Raw genomic sequence first — 20,893 nt, 5'->3', positions numbered from 1 at the left:
CATGCGTTTGATCATCGTCAGCGGCCGTTCCGGCTCAGGTAAAAGCACGGCCCTCAATGTTCTTGAGGACAACGGCTTCTATTGCATCGACAACCTGCCCGCCGGCCTGCTACCGGAACTGGCGGAACGCGCGTTGATTCATACCGAGCTGGCGCAACCGCTGGTCGCCGTGTCGATCGACGCCCGCAACCTGCCCAGCCACCTCACACGCTTTCCTGAACTGCTCGAAGAAGTGCGGGCCAAGCATATCCATTGCGATGTGCTGTACCTGGACGCCGACGAAGAGACCCTGCTCAAGCGCTTCTCCGAAACCCGTCGCCGCCACCCGTTGAGCAGCCCTCATCGCTCCCTGGCCGAAGCCATCGAGGACGAGACCAAACTGCTGGGGCCAATCATTGACCTGGCCGACCTCAAGATCAACACCACCAGCCTGAACCTGTATCAACTGCGGGATGCGATCAAGCTGCGTCTGCTGAACCAGCCGGAGCCGGGCACGGCGTTCCTTGTCGAGTCGTTCGGTTTCAAGCGCGGCATGCCGGTAGATGCCGACCTGGTGTTCGATGTGCGCTGCCTGCCCAACCCGTACTGGAAGCCGGAACTGCGCGATCAGTCGGGGCTGGACCAACCTGTGGCCGAGTACCTGGCGGCGCAACCGGATGTCGAGGAAATGTACCAGGACATCTCCAGCTACCTGCTCAAGTGGCTGCCGCGTTTTGCGGCCAGCAATCGGGCTTATGTCACCATCGCCATTGGCTGCACCGGCGGCCACCACCGATCCGTCTACCTGACCGAACGCCTGGGCAAGGTGCTGCAACAAACCCTCAAGAACGTCCAGGTTCGCCACCGCGACCTCAGCTGAAAGGAACACCCCCGCGATGCCCGCTCTGGAAATTGAAATCATCAACAAGCTGGGCCTGCACGCCCGGGCCTCGGCCAAGTTCGTCGGCGTCGCCGGGCAGTTCCCTTGCCAGATCCGCGCCGGGCGTACCCCGGAATCCATGGTCGACGGCAAAAGCATCATGGCCATGATGATGCTGGCTGCGGGCAAGGGCACGAAGATTCATTTGAAGACCGAAGGCGAGCAAGAGCAGGAAGCGATGGATGCCCTGGTAGCGTTGATCAATAATTTCTTTGATGAGGGCGAGTAGGTAATCGCCCCTCCCCTGCGTCAGTTGGACAGCAGTTTGCCGTTGAACAGAATCTTCAACGTCTTGACCGTCAGTACGGCCAGGGCGATCGTCAGGAAAGCCAGGATCAGATAGGCAATCGCTTCCAGGATCACGCCTCCTTTGGCATCGGCATATTTCAACGCAGCGTTGCTCAATGCCGCAATCGGAAAGCTGATTGCCCACCAGGCAGGAGAAAAAGGCGCGGCCTGACGGAATACTTTGAATGCCAGCACCCCAAACAGGAACAGGCCAAAGTAGAAGAGCACGCTGGCAAAGTAGTCGACGCTGCCAAAGAAGTTGGTGTAAGCCAGAAAGCCGACTTCAAAGGGGGCGATAAGTATCATCAGCGAAGGTGTCATACCTTTGGCCATCACCGGCTCGTGAACCAGACGTGAAAAAATTCGCGTGAAGAACACCAGCGCAATCACACTCCCTACCGCCATCGCGAACAGATTGAACTCGTATGCCCACGCCATGGGCATGTGGGCACCTGTCACCGCGATGTCGAGCGCCGCCACCCCCGGGATCAGCCAGGCAGGCACCGCATATTGCGACTCCTGATTACCGGACAACAGTCGCGAGAGCACAATTGCCGCCAGGATCATGGTCAGCAGGCTACCCAACATCCAAAGCCCCTGGCTGATCAGGGTGCTAGCTGAACCTACGACTGCCGACAGCAGCAGCAACGCGATCGTCACCGTGCCAAAGAAATTTCCTGATATCGGGTGATTGAACTCGGCTTTGACCGCCGCAGGGTATTTAACCCATTTGGTGAGATACCCCGCCACCAGTGCGATAAACACCAGAATGGCAAACCCACCAATGACCGCTCCGATCATTTGCGCGTAAGCCACATATTCACTGGCGGACTGCCAGGCCAGGCTCAGGCCGGCCAACCCCATCACGGCGCCAAACAAATTGATGGGAAGATTCTTGATGGACCCCGACCGCTCGCTCGATTCGACAGCGAAGGGGGGAAGTGGCGCGTTACAGATGCTCATGCGGGTCTCCGGTTGACGATAAAGCACGTGACGGACAGTGTCGCCTACCTCCCCTCTGTCCTATAGTGTCGCTTAACGACGATTTCAGCCATTTCCACTACGGAGACCGACACCATGCGAATTGCCCTCCTGGCATTTCCCCGCGTGCAAATGCTGGATGTCGTCGGCCCTGCCGATGTGTTCGCTGAAGCGGCCAGGCAATTGGGTAATTCCCGTGCATACAGGATCTCGGTCATCGGTACCGTCGCCGGGCAGATCAAGGGAACCAATGGGCTTCGCCTGGCCACGGATGACTCCATCGAGACGTTCAAGGGGGCTATCGATACGCTGCTGATCGCTGGAAGCCCCAGCGTGAATGACGTGGCACACGACGCCCACCTGCGGGACTGGGTACGCTACCAGGCCACGCGCGTGCGGCGGATAGGCTCGGTTTGCAGTGGCGCTTTTGTGCTGGGGGCTGCTGGCTTGCTGGTCGGGCGACGCGTCACCACGCACTGGAATTCCAGTGCATTGCTGGCCAGGCAATACCCCGATGCCGTGGTCGAACCGGACAGCATTTTTATCCGCGACGGTAACCTGTACACCTCCGCCGGTGTGACGGCCGGTATGGATCTGGCGCTCGCGTTAGTCGAGGAGGACCACGGCCGGGATTTGGCGCTCAGTGTGGCCAGGGAGATGGTGATGTACTTCAAACGGCCGGGCGGCCAGTCACAGTTCAGCGCCCAACTGGCGGCACAGACCGCAGAGCGCACGAACATTCGCCAGATACAGACCTATATCGTCGACAACCTGGCCGCAGACCTGAGCGTGGCATTGCTGGCCCAGCGCGCTGACATGAGCGAACGCAACTTTGCCCGGGTATTCAAGGCCGAGGGTGGATTCACCCCTGCCGAGTTCGTGGAGCTGGCACGTATCGACCAGGCACGGCGGCTGATCGAAGGCTCGAATGTCTCGCTCAAACGCCTGGCCGATCAGGTCGGCTATGCCAATGTTGATGGGTTCCGGCGCGCCTTCGTTCGCCGCCTGGGCGTTACCCCCAGCGACTACCGCAAGCGCTTCTTGTAGAAGCGCGACAGCCTCAGCCCAACGCCGTATCCATCACCATCATCAAGCAAAACCCGATACACAGCCCCAGGCTGGCGAGCTTGTCATGGCCATTGCGCCGCGACTCGGGAATGACTTCGTGAGTCACCACCAGCAGCATTGCCCCGGCCGCCAGCGCCAGCCCCAGCGGCAACAGCACCTGAGCCAGGCTCACCAGCCAGGCACACAGCACCGCAAACACCGGCTCCACCAGCCCTGACGCTGCGCCGATCAGGAACGCCTTGACCCGCGACATCCCTGCCCCGGCCAGCACCAACGCAATCACCAGTCCCTCCGGCACATCCTGCAAGGCAATACCCATGGCGAGGCTGTCGGCATCCGGCATGCCGCCGCCTGCCGAGACACCCACGGCCATGCCTTCGGGAATGTTGTGGGCAATGATGGCGAACACAAACAGCCAGATACGCGGCGGTATCACCGGATGCTCCGGACTGCCCACGAGCATTTCCGGGGTGGCGCCGGAGACCTTGCGATCCACCAGATACAGCCCGAACGCGCCCAGCATGATGCCGAAACTGATCAATCCACTGGCGGCCCATGGCGTCAGCCCCAGGCTTTGGGCAGCCGCAATACCCGGCACGATCAGCGAAAACGCCGTAGCGGCCAACATCACCCCGGCACCGAAGCCGAGCAGCGTGTCGCTCACCGCCAATGGCATCCGGCGGATCACCAGTACCGGCACGGCACCCAGGGCGGTGCCGAGCGCGCAGATGGCCCCGCCCTGCAAGGCACGCAGGATGCGCGGTTCCAGGTCAAGCCAGGCCAGCCCTTGGGCCACCAGCAATGCAGTTCCTGCCAATAGCAGCAGCGAGCCAAACGCATAACGAAACATTCGCACGCTGCTGATCGCCAGTGTTTCAGTGCCCATAGTCGGCCTTAGATCTTGTTATAGAGGAGTTTCAGCCCAGCGCAGCCTGGTAGCGGCCGGCAACTTCCGGCCAGTTGATGACGCTGTAGAACGCATTGATGTATTCCGGACGACGGTTCTGGTACAGCAGGTAATAAGCGTGTTCCCAGACGTCCAGGCCGAGGATTGGCGTATTGCCGTTCATCAACGGGCTGTCCTGGTTGCCGCTGCTTTCCACCACCAGGGTCTTTTGCGGCGTCACGCTCAACCACGCCCAGCCGCTGCCGAAACGGGTCAAGGCAGCTTTGGTGAAGGCCTCTTTGAAGGCGTCGAAACCGCCCAACTGCTCGTCGATGGCGTTACCCAGCGCGCCGTCTGGCTTGCCGCCGCCCTTGGGCGACATGACAGCCCAGAACAACGAGTGGTTGGCGTGGCCGCCGCCCTGGTTGATCACCGCCGCCCGGAGCTTTTCCGGCAGTTGCTGGACGCTGGACACCAGTTTCTCCACCGGCCAAGCGGCAAACTCGGTGCCTTCGACGGCTGCGTTGAGGTTGTTGATGTAGGTCTGGTGGTGCTTGGTGTAGTGGATCTCCATGGTTTGCGCGTCGATATGCGGTTCAAGGGCATCGTAGGCGTAAGGCAAGGCCGGCAAGGTGTAGGACATATCAATGAGCTCCATAAAAAGGGCTGTTGCGGGTCGACGCATCCGATGGCGCCACGTTGCTGCCCAGCAGGCGGTGGGTACGTGGGTACTCACCGTGATCGCTGATGAAATTCAGCAGTTCGACGTAGGTCTTGCTGCTCTGGCGCAGGGCCGCTTCCCGCAATAGCGGGTTAAGACGGGTGTCTTGCATGGTCTGCAACAGGCGCTGGTGAATGGCGCAGAGGTATTCCGCGCTTTCTTCCGGCTGGTTCAGGCGCAAGTGCAGGTCGGCCAGGTTGTGATGGGAAATGACGCAAGCCGCCACCGCTTCGTCGGCATCCGCCCAGCGCTCAAACAACACTTGAGCCAGGGCCAGGGCTTGCAGGTAGGCCTCGCGGGCATCTACCAGCTCGCCCGCCATAAAGCAGCGATTGGCCCGTTCGATCGTGCGTTTCCAGTGCTCCATGGTGAGCCTCCAAAGCAGGGTCGGTGATTACACGCCGCCGGCCGTGAGCTTTTCCGGATCCAGCAGGATTTCCAGTTGGCTGCGGGGCAAGTCGGTATGTTCGAGCGCCACATCAATCACCGGACGGCCTTGTTGATAGGCCTTCTTGGCGATTTCGGCGGCCTTTTGGTAACCGATGATCGGGTTCAGTGCGGTCACCAGGATCGGATTGCGCGACAGCGCTTCCTTGAGCTTGGCTTCGTTGACCTTGAAGCTGGCGATGGCCTTGTCTGCCAGCAGTCGGCTGGAGTTGGCCAGCAACTCCAGGCTGCCGAGCAGGTTCTGGGCAATGATCGGCAGCATCACGTTGAGTTCGAAGTTGCCGGACTGGCCGGCGATGGTAATCACCGTATCGTTGCCGATGACTTGTGCGGCAACCATGGCGGTGGCTTCCGGGATCACCGGGTTGACCTTGCCGGGCATGATCGAAGAGCCCGGCTGCAGGCCTTCCAGCTCGATTTCACCAAGGCCCGCCAATGGGCCGGAGTTCATCCAGCGCAGGTCGTTGGCGATTTTCATCAGGGACACGGCGGTGGTCTTGAGCTGCCCGGAGACCGCGACGGCCGTGTCCTGGGAGCCGATCAGCGCGAACAGGTTCTTGCCTGGGGTGAACTGGACGTGGGTCAGGCTGCTCAGTTGCTGGCTGAAGCGCGCTGCAAACTCCGGATGCGCATTGATCCCGGTGCCGACTGCAGTGCCACCCTGGGCCAGCGCCTGCAAGCTCGGCAGCAGGTCTTGCAGATGGCCGATATTGGCCTTGAGCTGCTGCGCCCAGCCATTGAGCACCTGGCTCATGCGCACCGGCATGGCGTCCATCAGATGCGTCCGACCGGTCTTGACGAAACGGTGCACCTCCTCGGCCTTGTGCTCGATCACCTGGACCAGGTGCAGCAGCGCCGGCAGGGTTTGCTCATGCAGCACCAGCGCCGCGCTGACGTGAATGGTGGTCGGGATGATGTCGTTGCTGCTCTGGCCGCAGTTGACGTGATCGTTAGGGTTGACCGGCTCGCCCAGCAAGCGGCTGGCGAGGGTCGCAATCACTTCGTTGGCGTTCATGTTGGAGCTGGTGCCGGAACCGGTCTGGAAGATATCCACCGGGAAATGCTGCATGAAATCGCCTTCCAGCAAGCCTTGGGCGGCATCAACGATGGCCTTGCCCTGGGCTTCGCTCAGTTGTTTCAGCTCGACGTTGGCTTTAGCAGCGGCAGCCTTGGCCAGGATCAACGCACGAATGAACTGCGCCGGCATGCGCTGGTGGCTGATGGGAAAGTTGTTCACCGCACGCTGGGTTTGTGCGCCATACAGGGCCTCGGCGGGCACTTGCAGTTCGCCCATGCTGTCGCGTTCGATACGGGTGTTACTCATCGGAAGATCCTTGCACCAGGTCAGAGTGAGAAATCGATGGCAGCAATTCGCAGGTCGCCAATTGCCAGGCAAAGGTCTGCCAGCGCTTGAGGCGGCAGGCACAGTGGGAAAGTTTTTCCAGGTCGCGCAACGGGCGCCAGGCCTGGTCCAGGCACATGGACCGCCAGTGCCAGGGCAAGGCGATGTCGGAGGCGGTGTCCAGCAGCAGGCGGAATGAGGTTTCGCCGATGGTCCACGGGTGGGTCGCAGTGCAACAGGCGAGGTACCGGCCTTCGGCCAGGTAATGTTCGATCAGGCGGGGCTCGTCGGGAGCAAGGCCGCAACGAATCTGACGACTCATCCAACGCCAGCTTTCCAGGTAGGGATCCTCATGCAGGACAGAACTCATGATCCACACTCATTCGGTAATGATATTTATTATTAAATGATATTGAGAATCAAAACAAGAGCCTGAGGGAATCACTCGGAATTCCAGGCACAAAAAAAGGCGCGCCACCCAATGGGTGGCGCGCCTTCTTTATGGCGTCTGTCGGCGGATTAGCTGCCGGCGACGGTCATCTTTTCGATCAACACCGAACCGGTGCGGATGTTGCTGCGCAGTTCCAGGTCATTACCCACCGCGACAATCTGCTTGAACATGTCACGCATGTTGCCCGCGATGGTCACTTCCTGCACGGCGAACTGGATTTCGCCGTTTTCCACCCAGAAACCCGCCGCACCACGGGAGTAATCACCCGTGACCATATTCAGGCCATGGCCCATCAACTCGGTGACCAGCAAGCCACGGCCCATGCGCCGCAACAGCGCCGCCTGGTCTTCATCGCCATGGGTGATGAACAGGTTGTGTACGCCACCGGAGTTGGCGGTGCTTGGCAGGCCGAGTTTGCGACCGGCGTAGGTGCCCAGCACATAGGACACCAGCTCACCGTTCTCAACGAACGGCTTGGCATAGGTGGCCAGGCCATCACCGTCAAACGACGAACTGCCCATGGCGCGCATCAGGTGCGGGCGCTCATCGATGGTCAGCCATTCCGGGAACAGCTTCTGGCCAATCGCACCTTCCAGGAACGACGACTTGCGGTACAGGTTGCCACCGGAAATCGCCCCAAGGAAACTGCCGAACAAACCACCGGCCAGTTCCGCCGAGAACAACACCGGCACTTCACAGGTCGGCACCGGGCGCGCGCCCAGGCGGCTGGCAGCACGCTGCGCGGCACGCTGGCCGATGAGTACCGGGTCCATCAGCAATTCGCCCTGGCGGTTCACGTCGTACCAGTAATCACGCTGCATCTGGCCGTTGGCTTCGGCGATCATCACGCAACTCAGGCTGTGACGCGTCGAGGCATAACCGCCGATAAAACCGTGGCTGTTGCCGTATACGCGGCAACCCTGATGAGTACTCAAGGTGGTGCCATCGGCGTTCTTGATCCGGCTGTCGGCATCGAATGCCGCCGCTTCACAGGTCAAAGCCTGTTCAATAGCCTGTTCCGGGGTGATGTCCCAGGCATGGAACAGGTCAAAATCCTTCAAGTCCCGAGCCATCAGGGCTGCATCAGCCAGGCCGGAGCTTTCATCTTCGGAGGTGTGCTTGGCAATCGCCAGCGCTGCTGCAACGGTTTCGCGAATCGCTTCCGGGCCGCTGGCAGAAGTGCTGGCCGAGCCCTTGCGCTGGCCCACGTACAAGGTGATGCCAAACCCCTGGTCGCGGTTGAATTCGACGGTTTCCACTTCCCGCTGGCGCACCGAAGTCGACAACCCCTGCTCCAGGGACACCGCCACTTCACAGGCACTGGCCCCCTGGCGCTTGGCCTCGGCAATGATCTGCTCGACTTGTTCCTGCAGTGCCGGTAACGCTTGCGGACCGACGCTTTGGGCTGCACTCATGGTTTTCTCCACTCAAATTCTGCTTTCGGTTAAGGCCTTCTAGCGACCGGGCCGGACAAGCGGCCCCCGACTGGTTATCATGGCGGCGTTTCTTTGCGGACTGCCACCATGGTTGATTCTTACGACGACTCCCTCGATGGGGAGAAAAGCAAATCTCAGGTCAAACGCGAGCTGCATGCTCTGGTTGACCTCGGCGAGCGCCTTACAACACTCAAGCCTGACTTGTGTGCAAAACTGCCATTGACCGACGCCCTGCGCCGGGCTCTGAACGATGCGCCCAAGCACACCGCGAATATCGCGCGTAAACGGCACCTCATGTTCATCGGCAAACTGATGCGCGACCAGGACACTGACGCCATTCTGACGTTGCTCGATCAACTCGATGCCTCCACTCGCCAGTACAACGAGCGCTTCCATAACCTGGAACGCTGGCGTGATCGCCTGATCGCTGGCGATGACGCGGTACTGGAGAAGTTCGTCATCGAGTACCCGGATGCCGATCGCCAACAATTGCGCTCCCTGATCCGTCAGGCCCAGCACGAACTGGCGCAAAGCAAGCCACCGGCCTCCAGCCGAAAAATCTTCAAATACATCCGTGAGCTGGACGATAGTCAACGCGGCCTGCGCTGACCCTCTTCCCCGGGTGGCGGCCTTCGCCACCCGAAGCTCCCGTTCTTACGACCCCGTGCCACCCACGGTGATCGCATCGATTTTCAAGGTTGGCTGGCCGACACCCACCGGCACCGACTGACCATCCTTGCCGCACGTCCCCACACCGCTGTCCAGCGACAGGTCGTTACCGACCATCGACACCTTGCTCATGGCTTCCGGGCCGTTGCCAATCAACGTTGCACCCTTGACCGGCGCGGTGATCTTGCCGTCTTCGATCAAATACGCCTCGCTGGTGGAGAACACGAACTTGCCGCTGGTGATATCCACCTGCCCCCCACCGAGGTTGGCGCAGTAGATGCCGCGTTTCACCGAGGCGATGATTTCGGCCGGATCGCTTTCGCCGCCGAGCATGTAGGTGTTGGTCATGCGCGGCATCGGCAGGTGCGCGTAGGACTCGCGACGACCGTTACCGGTGCGGGCCACGCCCATCAGGCGCGCGTTGAGCTTGTCTTGCATGTAGCCCTTGAGCACACCGTTTTCGATCAGTGTGGTGCACTCGGTCGGGGTGCCTTCGTCATCGACCCTCAACGAACCGCGACGCCCGGCCAGGGTACCGTCATCGACGATGGTGCAGAGCCTGGACGCAACCATCTCGCCCATGCGCCCGCTGTAGGCGGAACTGCCCTTGCGGTTGAAATCACCTTCCAGGCCGTGGCCCACCGCTTCATGCAGCAACACGCCGGACCAGCCAGAGCCCAACACCACCGGCAACGTACCCGCCGGGGCCGGAATTGCTTCCAGATTGACCAGGGCCTGGCGCAACGCTTCACGGGCATACCCCATGGCGCGGTCTTCGGTGAGGAAATAACGGTAGTCGGTACGCCCACCGCCGCCATGGCCACCGCGCTCGCGACGGCCATTCTGTTCAACGATCACGCTGACATTGAAGCGCACCAGCGGCCGCACATCCGCCGCCAGGCCGCCATCGGTGGAGGCCACGAGGATGCGTTCCCACACCCCGGCCATGCTTACGGTGACTTGCTGGATACGCGGGTCCAGGGCGCGGGTCGCCGCGTCCACACGCTTGAGCAGCTCGACCTTTTCGGCACGGCTGATCACTTCCAATGGGTTATCCGGGGCATACAGCTGGGCCACGTCCTGGGTGCTGAACGCCTGCACCGTGCCGTTTTGCCCGGCACGGGAGATCGAACGCGCTGCACGAGCCGCCAGCCCCAGGGCTTCCAGGGTGATGGCGTTGCTGTAGGCAAAGCCGGTTTTTTCACCGGACTGCGCACGCACACCCACGCCTTGGTCGAGGTTGAAGCTGCCTTCCTTGACGATCCCGTCTTCCAGGGCCCAGGACTCGGAAATCTGCCCCTGGAAATACAGGTCGGCCGCGTCGATGCCTGGCCCGGCCAGATCGCCGAGGACCGTTTGCAAGCTTTCGATGGTCACGCCACCAGGCGCCAGGAGGTGTTCACTGACTGAGGACAACAACTCGCTCATAGGTTTGGCCTTAAATTCATCGTTCTGAAGCAGGTCGCTGTGCGCCCTGCGAGAAAAAGCGCCGGTGGCCCGCCACCGGCATGCGCGTCCGTATCGACGCCTGTTCGCTGCTATCGCGTTCGGCCAACAACACCGCCTCGCCTTGATCCTGTTGTGCCAGCACCCGCCCCCATGGGTCGATGATCGCTGCATGCCCGAAGGTTTCCCTGGGCCCCGGATGCACGCCACCCTGGGCGGCTGCCAGCAGGTAGCACTGGGTCTCGATGGCACGCGCACGGATCAGCACATCCCAGTGCGCGGCGCCGGTTACCGCTGTAAAGGCCGAGGGCGCGGTGATCAACTCGGCACCCGCAGCGCGCAATTCGCTGTATAGCTCCGGGAAGCGCAAGTCGTAACACACCGTCAGCCCCAGGCGGCCGACCGGCGTATCCGCCACGACCACCTGGCTACCATGAGCATAGTCATCGGATTCACGATAACGACCCCGGGCATCGGCCACATCGACATCGAACAGGTGCAGCTTGTCGTAGCGGGCAACGATTTCGCCCTGATCATCGATCAGCAGCGAGCAGGCATTGGACTTGGCGTTCGGTTGATCCTTTGGAGGCAGCGGCAAAGTGCCGGCCACTATCCATAAGGTGAGGTCGCGGGCGGTCTGTTTCAACCATGGCAGGATCGGACCTTCGCCCAAGGCCTCGGCGCGACCGATATCGGCCACATCGCGACGGCCCATGGCGGCGAAGTTTTCCGGGAGTACCGCAAGCCTTGCACCGCCCGCCGCCGCTTGCTCCAGCAGGCGCCGAGCCTGAGCCAGGTTGGCCAGCACATCGCTTTGGCTGACCATTTGAATTACCGCAAAGGACATGGGCCCACACTCCAGAAAAGGCATGAGGCCATGCTACTCCACAGGTACTCAGTTTGGCTTTTCAAATGGCTTGTCGAAGGTGATTTTCGGGTCCTTCCACGGGCCTTCTACCTTGTACTGCACGCTGGCGAAACGCGAAACACGGTCGCCAATCAGCTTGTCGATCAGGAACAGCGCCCCACCAATGGCCGGCGCGCCGACGATCAAAGCAGCAATCGGCAGGTTGTTGGTGACCGGCAGCGTCACCAGCAACTTGGCATCGACGCGATCTGCCACCAGGTCCAGGGTGCCGTTGATCTCCAGGTTACTCGACGGGCCGGTCATGGTGATCGGCTCACGGGTTACAAACACGCCGTTACTGGCGGCCAGCAAGCCCTTGACCCGGTCATAACTCAAGCCCTTGCCAAGCAAGTCCGAGAAGTCCAGGCGCAGCCGGCGACCGATGGAGTTGAAGTTCAGCAAGCCAAACACCCGCAGGGCCTGCGCACCGCCGTCCACTTCAACAAACTGGCCTTTGCGGAAACTGGCGTCCAGGCTGCCGGAGAAACGCTTGGGACCTACCCAGGCCGGCGAACCCGGCCAGCGGCCGTCCACGTCCACGTGAAAATCTTCGCTGGTCACGCTCGGCGCAAATCCCCAGCCCTTGAGCACGTCGCCAATGTTCTTGCCATCGAGGCGGCCCTTGTACCAACTGCTGCTGGCACCGGGTGCACCTTCCCAACCGCCGGCGCCCTGGAGCACCATGCCCTTGAGCCCCAGGTTCAGGCTGTTGAACGCCATGCCCCTGGTGGTCGGGCGAACTTTCAGAGACCAGGCACCTACCAGGTCCGGGCCCTGGAACAACTGGGCAATCGAGATATCCAGCGCGGGAATATCCTTGGGATCAACATCAGCCAATGGGTCCGGCGCATTTTCATCCGCCTGCACGGTCGGATCCACCGCAGGCAGCTTCACGTATTGCAGGTTGACTGCAATCGGCGCGCCCTTGGCGTCCGGCAACCCCACGGTACCCTTGGCCTGCTGGCTGTCGAACTGCAAGCCCCAGGCAGCGGGTTTGCGGTCCAGCTGCAAGCTGACCTGGTCGAACTGGGTGCCGAAACCGGTCAGCTTGCCGACCTTGAAATCGGCCCCGCTCAACAACTGCTTGGCACTGCCACCCGGGTCGTTGCCGGCGTAGCGGTCCACGAGCTTTTTCCAGGGGTCGATATCCAGCTCCGACAACACGCCGCGGATTCGCAAGCCCTTGCCGGCCGGCAACACCGCATCGCCATCTCCCAGGAACAGCTCACCCCGGCCGTCGGCGAAATTGTCCGCCGGGGCGGCGAAGGTGAAGCTGCCCAACTCGCCATAATCGAACCAGTAACGGCGCTCCTTACCCTGCAAGGTCATGCGGAACACACTGTCGCGGCCCTGGCTCGCCGGCATGCCGAACGGCGCCGGCAGGTCCACGGCCACGCCCTTGAGGTTGGAGCTGACCATCAACTGGCTGTCGGCGCCATCGAGGTTGAGCTGCAATTGGTAGGGGATATCGCCGGACACCGGCAACGGCTGGCTGACCTTCAGCCAGTCAGTCAGCCGCTTGACGGTCACCTGCCCTTTCGCGGTGACGCGGGTGTTGAGGTCGCCTGGCTTGCCATCGGCGAAAATCTGCGCGGTGATCGGTCGGTCGAAGGCCTGGGCGCTGATGTTCTGGCCACTCAGGCCCTTGGCGCTGTCGAAGCGGAAATCACCCTTGAGCTGGCTCAGGTCCAGCGTAGGCTCGGCCAGTTGCAGGCGGGACTTGTCGGTCTTGAAATCCACCACGATCTTGGGATCGGCGCCCTTGGCCAGGGGAATATCCAGGTCCAGCTTGCCTTGCAGGTCGCCCTCGCCTTTCCAGCCGGCGAAGGTCGAGGCGGTGCCGATCGGCGCTTCCTGAAGGATTTTCAGGCCATCGCCCAGGCCGCCGGCAAAGTTGCCGGTGAGCAGCAGGTGGCTGTCCTTGCCTTCGGGGGCGTGGGGAATGTTGACGTAGATATCATTGACCTTGGTGTCGAGCAACTGGCCCTTGCTGGCCAGGATGCGCACGCCGCTTTCCTCGACAAACACTTCACCCTTGACCTTGCTCACGTGCGGCCAGCCCGGCTGGAATGCCAGCTCGGCATCATGCACCTTGAAGAACAGGCTGATATTGCGCGAGGCAGGCAGTGCGTCGTGGTTCAGCGAGCCTTGGTACTGGAAGAAGCCCTCGTCCACTGCCCCCTTGAGAATCGCAGTGCGCAGCCACTCATCGAGTGCCGGGCTCAACACCGCCGGCAGGTATTTGGGGGTGAAGCGGCCATCGCCGTCGACCATACCGACCCGCAGGTCCATGTAGTCTTCCTGGCTATGGTCGAAATGCAGGCGAATCAGGAAGTCGGCGGCGACCTTGCCCTCCTCGCCCAGCACCTTGATATACGGCGCGATCAGGGTGAAGCCTTGCTTGTCGAGCTTCCACGTCAGGCGAGCGTTGGCCTGGATGTACTGCCAGGGCTTGGCGAAGATCGGAAACAGGTGCAAGGAGAAATCCTTGCTGTCCATGCGCAGCTCACCCTTGCCCAGGTCACCGCTGATGCTGCCGCTGACATTGCGGGCTGCCGGCGCGCCGAAGTAAGCGTCGAAACCAATACGGTCGAGGTTGGCCGCGAAGCTCACGCGCTGGTCGGTGGTGTCTTGAGGCCGATAATCCAGCAACACGTTCCGCAGCGTGCCGGTGGCCTTCAGATGATCCAGGGTGGTGGCCACGGCTTCCGGCAAGGGTGCCAAGGCGTGCAGCAATGGCGTGATCGGCGTCAGGTCGAGGCGATCGGCCTGCAGGTTCCAGACTTCCTGGGCCTTGTCGGTGGCCAGGGTTTGCTGCAGTTGCAGGCGCGATTCCCAGCGGGTGTCGCCGAGGTTCATTGCGAGCGAGTCAAACAGCACCTTGAGGCCGCTGTCACTGCGTTGCAGGTACGCAGTGAGGGCCAGGTTCTCGATGTGCGTCGGCTTGCGATCGGCATAGCTGCCCTTGAGCTGCGGGGCGTTGAGGCGCACGGCGGCGCTTTGCACGGTGCCCTTGGCCCAGGTCAGCCAGAATTCGCCGCCGGCCTTGAGTTCGGTAAGTTTCCATTGCTGGGTCAGTTTTGCCGGGATCCATTTTGCCCAGTCACTCTGGGGCAAGCTCAGGTAAGCCTCGGCTTCGCCGTCTTTCCACTGGCTGGCGCGGATTCGGGTGCGCAGGTTCAACGCCAGGGGCTGGCCGTCGGGCAGGGTCAGGCGCGCGTCCAGGCGCTGGCGGTTGGCGCCGGTCTGCAGGCTCACGCCGACATAGGTCAAGGTCAGCGGAGCCTGGTCGAACGGCTGCAGCGTCACCTGGCTGTCGAGCAATGAAACCTGCCCGACCATTTGCAGGCGCGTCAGCAGTTGTTCGGGATCCAGCGGCTGGTCATCCTGCACCGGCAGGCCTTGCAGCGCCCAGTGGCCGTCCTGGTCTTCCTTCACGCTGACTTGCAGGCCGCTGACTTCCAGGTGGGCAATGCGCACTTCACGCGCCAGCAGGCTGGCCCAGATATCCGGCACCACTTGCACCTGGTCCAGGCGCAGGGCGCTGCTGCCCTCGCCGACCATCACGTCGTGAGCCAACAATACCGGCGCGAAGCCACTCCAGCGCCCTTCCAGGCTGCCGATGTTCACGGGCATATCCAGCGCAGTACGCGCCTTGGCCTCGATTTCGCCACGGTATTCCGCCACCAACGGCGTCAATTCACGGCCCAGGCTCACGTACACCGCCGCCAATACCAGCAGCAAGGCGCACAGGCCGAGGCCCCAGCGGGTCAATGCGGCAAAAAAGCGTATCAGACGCTCCATGTCAGGCGACCCTCAAAGGCAATAGTCGGACGGCAGATCAAGGGCTGCCCGTCTCGTTGATAAGAACTAACGCGAATCAGAGCAGCACCACGTCATATTGTTCCTGGGAATACATGGTTTCGACCTGGAAGCGAATGGTGCGCCCGATAAAACCCTCCAGCTCGGCTACGTTGCCGGATTCTTCATCCAGCAAACGGTCGACCACCTTCTGGTTAGCCAGGACTCTATAGCCCTCGGCCTGGTAGGCGCGTGCCTCCCGTAAGATTTCCCGGAAAATCTCGTAGCAAACCGTTTCCGGGGTCTTCAACTTACCGCGCCCCTGGCAACTGCTGCACGGCTCGCACAGCACTTGCTCCAGGCTTTCGCGGGTGCGCTTGCGGGTCATCTGCACCAGGCCCAGCTCGGTGATGCCGATGATGTTGGTCTTGGCGTGATCGCGCTCCAGTTGCTTCTCCAGGGTACGCAGCACCTGGCGCTGGTGCTCTTCGTCTTCCATGTCGATGAAGTCGATGATGATGATCCCGCCCAGGTTGCGCAGGCGCAGCTGGCGGGCGATCGCGGTGGCCGCTTCGAGGTTGGTCTTGAAGATGGTTTCTTCGAGATTGCGATGGCCCACAAAGGCACCGGTATTCACGTCTATAGTGCTCATGGCTTCCGCCGGGTCCACCACCAGGTAACCGCCGGACTTGAGCGGCACTTTGCGCTCAAGGGCTTTCTGGATTTCGTCTTCGACGCCATACAGGTCGAAAATCGGCCGCTCGCCCGGGTAATGCTCCAGGCGATCGGCGATTTCCGGCATCAGCTCGGCAACAAATTGCGTAGTGCGCTGGAAGGTTTCCCGCGAGTCGATGCGAATTTTCTCGATCTTCGGGCTGACCAGGTCGCGCAAGGTGCGCAGGGCCAGGCCGAGGTCTTCGTAGATCACGCTGGGGGCGCCGATGGTCTTGATCTGCGCGCCGATCTGGTCCCACAGGCGACGCAGGTAGCGGATATCCATGAGGATTTCATCGGCACCGGCACCTTCTGCGGCAGTACGCAGGATAAAGCCGCCGGCCTCCTTGATACCTTCCAGCGCCACGCAGTCACTGACCACCTTTTTCAGGCGCTCGCGCTCGGCTTCATCTTCGATTTTCAGGGAAATACCGACGTGGGCCGTGCGCGGCATGTACACCAGGTAGCGCGAAGGAATCGACAGTTGCGTGGTCAGCCGTGCGCCCTTTGAGCCAATCGGATCCTTGGTGACTTGCACCACCAGGCTCTGCCCTTCGTGCACCAGGGCGCTGATGCTTTCAACCGCCGGGCCTTCGCGCAGGGAGATTTCCGAAGCATGGATAAACGCAGCGCGGTCCAGGCCGATGTCGACGAACGCCGCTTGCATCCCCGGCAACACACGCACGACCTTGCCTTTATAAATATTGCCGACGATCCCGCGCTTTTGGGTGCGCTCGACGTGCACTTCTTGCAGAACACCGTTCTCTACCACCGCCACGCGTGATTCCATCGGCGTGATATTGATCAGAATCTCTTCACTCATGGCTGGGTCTCGTTCAGGCGTTTTCACAATAGTGACCGATCGCTTAAGGCTTGGCGCTGGAATACGGCGTTTAGCGCACGGTAAGGTTTTGCCAACAGGGTATGCCGAATTGGCCCAGCAGTTCTGCGGTTTCGCAGACCGGCAGGCCAACGACGGCAGAGTAGCTGCCATTGAGTCCGGCGACGAACACCGCCGCCAAGCCTTGGATAGCATAGCCGCCCGCTTTGTCCTGGGGCTCGCCGCTGTGCCAATAAGTGGTGGCTTCGTCCGCTGAAATCCTGCGAAAGCGCACACGACTGCTGACCAGCTGCGTTTCGCAACGCTGGCCGTCAATCAGGGCAATGGCCGTCAAAACTTCGTGTTCACGCTCGGAAAGGGCCAGCAACATGGCCAGGGCATCGGCTTGATCCACGGGTTTACCGAGGATCCGGCCGTCGAGGATCACGGCTGTGTCCGCGCCCAGCACACAGGCGCCGGTGGCATCGGCCAAGGTCGCTCGACCGGCCGCAGCCTTGCCGCGCGCCAGGCGTTCTACGTAGGACGCGGGCGATTCATTTGTAAGGGGAGTTTCATCAATGGCGGCGCTGACGACGGTGAACGGCACGCCGATCTGTGTCAGCAGCTCACGCCGCCTCGGGGAACCCGAGGCCAGATAAAGCGAATTCATGCAGACTCTCCCTGTAGGGTTCGATAACCAGGCAGAGCCTCGCGATCCATTCAATTGATTTTATAGCGACGACGCAATCCACGCAGGCCAAAACTGACCCAGGGCCACAACAGCGCGCTGACCAGCGCGGGCAACACCAGCGCCAGGGTCGGTTGGCGGTTGCCGGTCAAGGCGCTGAGCCACAGCTGTACCAACTGCGCCAGGCCGAAGATCACCAGGATCACCAGGCACTGTTGCCACATCGGGAACATCCGCAGGCGCTGCTGCAATGACAGCACCAGGAAGGTAATCAGGGTCAGGATCAGCGCGTTCTGCCCGAGCAGGGTGCCGTAGAGCACATCCTCCATCAGCCCCAGGCACATGGCCGTAACCATCCCGACCTTGTGCGGCAGCGCCAGGGCCCAGAACGCCAGCAGCAAGGCGAGCCACAGCGGGCGCAGGATCTCCATGAATTGCGGCAGCGGCGAAACGCTGAGCAGCAAGCCGATGGCAAAGGTCAGCCAGACGATCCAGCCGTTACGCGAATGAGTACCGGCCATTATTCTTCCCTCTGCCGAGTGGTTGCCGGGGCCGCAGCCGGTGGTTTGGCGGCGGCGGGCGGTTTGGCAGCGGCAGGTGTTGCAGCCGCAGGCTTGGCCGGACGCGCGCTATGGGCCACAGGCTTGACCGGTGTCGCAACCGGCGCGGCTGGCGTTGCCGGAGCGGCTGCCGGGGCAGCAGGTGCCGCCGGTTTTGGCACGGTGGCCGGAATGATTGGCGCGGTGCCGTTTTGCTTGTCTTCCGCTTCCTGGGCCTGGGCGGCTTCGTTGGCACGCTCTTCCGGGGTGCGGTTGTCACTGAACACCAGCAACAGGTAACGGCTGCGGTTCAATGCGGCGGTCGGCACGGCACGCACAATGGCGAACGGCTGGCCGGAATCGTGGATCACTTCCTTGACCGTCGCGACCGGGTAGCCTGCCGGGAACCGCTGACCCAGGCCGGAGCTGACCAGCAGGTCGCCTTCCTTGATGTCGGCGGTGTCTGCGACGTGACGCAACTCCAGGCGTTCCGGGTTACCGGTACCGCTGGCAATCGCCCGCAGGCCGTTGCGGTTGACTTGCACCGGGATGCTGTGGGTGGTGTCGGTCAGCAACAGGACGCGAGAGGTATAAGGCATCAACTCCACCACCTGGCCCATCAAGCCACGGGCATCGAGCACCGGTTGGCCAAGGACTACGCCGTCGCGCTCACCCTTGTTGATGATGATGCGATGGGTGAAGGGGTTCGGATCCATACCGATCAACTCGGCCACTTCGACCTTCTCATTGACCAGCGCAGAGGAATTGAGCAACTCGCGCAGCCGAACGTTCTGCTCGGTGAGGGCCGCCAGCTTTTGCATGCGCCCCTGCAGCAGCAGGTTTTCGGTCTTGAGTTTTTCGTTCTCGGCCACCAGTTCGGTGCGGCTGCCAAATTGACTGGCGACACCCTGATAAAGACGCTGCGGCAGGTCAGTGATCCAGTACGTCTGCATCAGGACCAGCGACATCTGGCTACGCACTGGCTTGAGCAGTGTGAAGCGGGCATCGACCACCATCAGCGCAACCGATAGCACGACCAGCACCAACAGGCGCACGCCCAATGAGGGGCCTTTGGAAAAAAGCGGTTTAATAAGCCGCTCCTCCCAGGCAAATGTTTTCTTTATTCATACGGCATCAAACCGGCCTGGATGCAGATTGAAGAAGATAAACGCCAACAGGCAGCACTGCAAAGTGCTGCCTGTGAGCGAAACATGGGCAAACCAGCAAATTCTTATTCGCTGGAGAGCAGGTCCATGGTGTGTTTATCCATCATTTCCAGTGCACGGCCACCGCCACGGGCGACGCAGGTCAACGGGTCTTCAGCGACGATCACTGGCAGACCGGTTTCCTGGGCCAGCAACTTGTCGAGGTCGCGCAGCAAGGCGCCACCACCGGTCAGTACCAGGCCACGCTCGGCGATATCGGAAGCCAGTTCCGGAGGCGATTGCTCCAGGGCGCTCTTCACCGCCTGAACGATGGTGGCCAGGGACTCTTGCAGAGCTTCCAGCACTTCATTGGAGTTCAGGGTGAAGGCACGTGGGACGCCTTCGGCCAGGTTGCGACCGCGAACATCGACTTCGCGAACTTCGCCGCCCGGGTAAGCGGTACCGATTTCCTGCTTGATGCGCTCGGCGGTGGATTCGCCGATCAGGCTGCCGTAGTTGCGACGCACGTAGGTGATGATCGCTTCGTCGAAGCGGTCGCCGCCAACCCGTACGGATTCGGCATACACCACACCATTGAGGGAGATCAGGGCGATTTCAGTAGTACCACCACCGATATCCACCACCATCGAACCGCGCGCTTCTTCAACCGGCAGGCCGGCACCGATCGCAGCGGCCATTGGCTCTTCAATCAGGAACACTTCACGGGCACCGGCGCCAAGGGCCGACTCACGGATGGCACGACGTTCCACCTGGGTGGACTTGCACGGAACGCAGATCAGCACACGAGGGCTGGGCTGCAGGAAACTGTTTTCGTGAACCTTGTTGATGAAGTACTGCAGCATCTTTTCGCAGACACTGAAGTCAGCAATCACGCCATCCTTCATCGGACGAATGGCAGCAATGTTGCCCGGTGTTCGGCCCAACATGCGCTTGGCCTCGGTGCCAACGGCAACGACACTTTTCTGATTACCATGGGTCCGAATGGCCACAACCGATGGCTCATTCAGGACGATACCGCGCTCGCGCACGTAAATAAGGGTGTTGGCAGTGCCCAGGTCGATGGAAAGATCGCTGGAAAACATGCCACGCAGTTTCTTGAACATGGGAAAGGGACCCTAGGCAACGCGTGGGTAAAAAAGTGCGGCAAACTCTAACAACGACAGGGATTTTGGGCAAGGCGCCAATGTGCTAAATTGGCCGACTTTCTGTGCACCAACCCCCACAATCGCGGCCATATGACCGTAGAAATGCGGTAGTGTTCCTACAATCTAACACACGGATAGCTTCCGTTCTGTTTTCCACTGGAGAATCCCATGGCGCTTGAACGCTCCGACGTGGAAAAAATCGCTCATTTGGCCTGCCTGGGCCTCAATGAAGCCGATCTTCCACAGACCACCGCAGCCCTGAACAGCATTCTCGGGCTGGTCGACCAAATGCAAGCCGTGAATACCGACGGCATCGAGCCCCTGGCTCACCCGCTGGAAGCCAGCCAGCGCCTGCGCGCCGACGTCGTGACCGAGCGCAATAATCGCGAGGCTTACCAGTCCATCGCGCCAGCGGTCGAAAACGGCCTGTACCTGGTTCCGAAAGTCATCGACTAAAGG

Annotated in this window: 20 protein-coding genes; 5 read left to right on the top strand and 15 right to left on the bottom strand. The window is 61.3% G+C overall.

Annotated features, from left to right (window positions below; genetic code table 11):
• Position 1: 1 nt before the first annotated feature.
• The gene (gene rapZ / locus HX818_RS17355; RefSeq protein WP_003216111.1) at positions 2-859 is read left to right on the top strand and encodes an RNase adapter RapZ; all 858 of its coding nucleotides are present in this window, start codon (positions 2-4) and stop codon (positions 857-859) included.
• A gap of 16 nt (positions 860-875) precedes the next feature.
• Entirely contained in the window at positions 876-1,148 is a 273-nt protein-coding gene (locus HX818_RS17350) for an HPr family phosphocarrier protein (protein ID WP_003216108.1), read from the top strand.
• Positions 1,149-1,168: 20 nt separating this feature from the next.
• On the opposite strand, the gene HX818_RS17345 is transcribed toward HX818_RS17350, so the two are convergent.
• Positions 1,169-2,170: an SLAC1 anion channel family protein gene (locus HX818_RS17345; protein ID WP_102369902.1), complete on the bottom strand. Its 1,002-nt coding sequence runs from the start codon at positions 2,168-2,170 to the stop codon at positions 1,169-1,171.
• Positions 2,171-2,284: 114 nt separating this feature from the next.
• Here HX818_RS17345 and HX818_RS17340 point away from each other — a divergent pair, with 114 nt between their 5' ends.
• A complete protein-coding gene (locus HX818_RS17340) occupies positions 2,285-3,235 on the top strand; it encodes a GlxA family transcriptional regulator (protein ID WP_087692865.1) in 951 nt (316 codons plus the stop codon).
• 13 nt (positions 3,236-3,248) lie between these two features.
• Here HX818_RS17340 and HX818_RS17335 read toward each other — a convergent pair whose 3' ends face one another.
• The 6 genes from HX818_RS17335 to pmbA all read right to left on the bottom strand — a co-directional run bounded on the left by HX818_RS17335 (position 3,249) and on the right by pmbA (position 8,518).
• Positions 3,249-4,142: a ZIP family metal transporter gene (locus HX818_RS17335; RefSeq protein WP_003216102.1), complete on the bottom strand. Its 894-nt coding sequence runs from the start codon at positions 4,140-4,142 to the stop codon at positions 3,249-3,251.
• 31 nt (positions 4,143-4,173) lie between these two features.
• Positions 4,174-4,785, bottom strand: coding sequence for a superoxide dismutase (locus tag HX818_RS17330; protein ID WP_003216101.1), 612 nt, complete (start codon positions 4,783-4,785; stop codon positions 4,174-4,176).
• A 1-nt stretch (position 4,786) separates the two neighbouring features.
• Positions 4,787-5,230, bottom strand: a complete 444-nt coding sequence (locus tag HX818_RS17325) for a hypothetical protein (protein WP_003216099.1) — start codon at positions 5,228-5,230, stop codon at positions 4,787-4,789.
• A 27-nt stretch (positions 5,231-5,257) separates the two neighbouring features.
• Positions 5,258-6,634 (bottom strand): aspartate ammonia-lyase, encoded by a 1,377-nt coding sequence (locus HX818_RS17320; RefSeq protein ID WP_008434316.1) that lies wholly within the window; start codon positions 6,632-6,634, stop codon positions 5,258-5,260.
• Positions 6,627-7,022, bottom strand: a complete 396-nt coding sequence (locus HX818_RS17315; protein ID WP_008434319.1) for a hypothetical protein — start codon at positions 7,020-7,022, stop codon at positions 6,627-6,629. Before HX818_RS17315 ends, HX818_RS17320 begins: the two co-directional genes overlap by 8 nt.
• A 149-nt stretch (positions 7,023-7,171) precedes the next feature.
• Positions 7,172-8,518 (bottom strand): metalloprotease PmbA, encoded by a 1,347-nt coding sequence (pmbA, locus tag HX818_RS17310; protein ID WP_003216094.1) that lies wholly within the window; start codon positions 8,516-8,518, stop codon positions 7,172-7,174.
• A gap of 108 nt (positions 8,519-8,626) precedes the next feature.
• On the opposite strand from pmbA, the gene yjgA reads away from it, so the two are divergent.
• Positions 8,627-9,148: a ribosome biogenesis factor YjgA gene (gene yjgA / locus HX818_RS17305; RefSeq protein ID WP_003216092.1), complete on the top strand. Its 522-nt coding sequence runs from the start codon at positions 8,627-8,629 to the stop codon at positions 9,146-9,148.
• 45 nt (positions 9,149-9,193) lie between these two features.
• Here the strand turns inward: yjgA and tldD are convergent, their stop codons facing one another.
• The 8 genes from tldD to mreB form a co-directional block, all read right to left on the bottom strand.
• Positions 9,194-10,636, bottom strand: coding sequence for a metalloprotease TldD (gene tldD, locus HX818_RS17300; protein WP_177020456.1), 1,443 nt, complete (start codon positions 10,634-10,636; stop codon positions 9,194-9,196).
• 16 nt (positions 10,637-10,652) lie between these two features.
• Entirely contained in the window at positions 10,653-11,501 is an 849-nt protein-coding gene (locus HX818_RS17295; RefSeq protein ID WP_008437218.1) for a carbon-nitrogen hydrolase family protein, read from the bottom strand.
• Positions 11,502-11,549: 48 nt separating this feature from the next.
• The gene (locus HX818_RS17290; protein ID WP_177020455.1) at positions 11,550-15,365 is read right to left on the bottom strand and encodes a YhdP family protein; all 3,816 of its coding nucleotides are present in this window, start codon (positions 15,363-15,365) and stop codon (positions 11,550-11,552) included.
• 76 nt (positions 15,366-15,441) lie between these two features.
• Positions 15,442-16,899, bottom strand: coding sequence for a ribonuclease G (gene rng, locus HX818_RS17285; RefSeq protein WP_003216085.1), 1,458 nt, complete (start codon positions 16,897-16,899; stop codon positions 15,442-15,444).
• A gap of 70 nt (positions 16,900-16,969) precedes the next feature.
• Positions 16,970-17,566 carry a nucleoside triphosphate pyrophosphatase gene (locus HX818_RS17280; protein ID WP_003216083.1) on the bottom strand — a complete coding sequence of 199 codons (597 nt, stop codon included), beginning with the start codon at positions 17,564-17,566 and terminating at the stop codon, positions 16,970-16,972.
• Positions 17,567-17,616: 50 nt separating this feature from the next.
• Positions 17,617-18,105: a rod shape-determining protein MreD gene (gene mreD / locus HX818_RS17275; RefSeq protein ID WP_003216081.1), complete on the bottom strand. Its 489-nt coding sequence runs from the start codon at positions 18,103-18,105 to the stop codon at positions 17,617-17,619.
• A complete protein-coding gene (mreC, locus tag HX818_RS17270) occupies positions 18,105-19,214 on the bottom strand; it encodes a rod shape-determining protein MreC (protein WP_080673268.1) in 1,110 nt (369 codons plus the stop codon). The genes mreD and mreC overlap by 1 nt, the downstream gene beginning before the upstream one ends.
• 140 nt (positions 19,215-19,354) lie before the next feature.
• Positions 19,355-20,392: a rod shape-determining protein MreB gene (mreB, locus tag HX818_RS17265; protein WP_002555108.1), complete on the bottom strand. Its 1,038-nt coding sequence runs from the start codon at positions 20,390-20,392 to the stop codon at positions 19,355-19,357.
• A 210-nt stretch (positions 20,393-20,602) separates the two neighbouring features.
• On the opposite strand from mreB, the gene gatC reads away from it, so the two are divergent.
• A complete protein-coding gene (gene gatC, locus HX818_RS17260; protein WP_003216077.1) occupies positions 20,603-20,890 on the top strand; it encodes an Asp-tRNA(Asn)/Glu-tRNA(Gln) amidotransferase subunit GatC in 288 nt (95 codons plus the stop codon).
• Positions 20,891-20,893 lie beyond the last annotated feature (3 nt).

Source organism: Pseudomonas sp. F9001 (genome assembly GCF_013385435.1).
GTDB lineage: Bacteria > Pseudomonadota > Gammaproteobacteria > Pseudomonadales > Pseudomonadaceae > Aquipseudomonas.
Note: the sequence above shows the minus strand (reverse complement) of the source record. Positions and strands in the feature narration are given on the sequence as shown.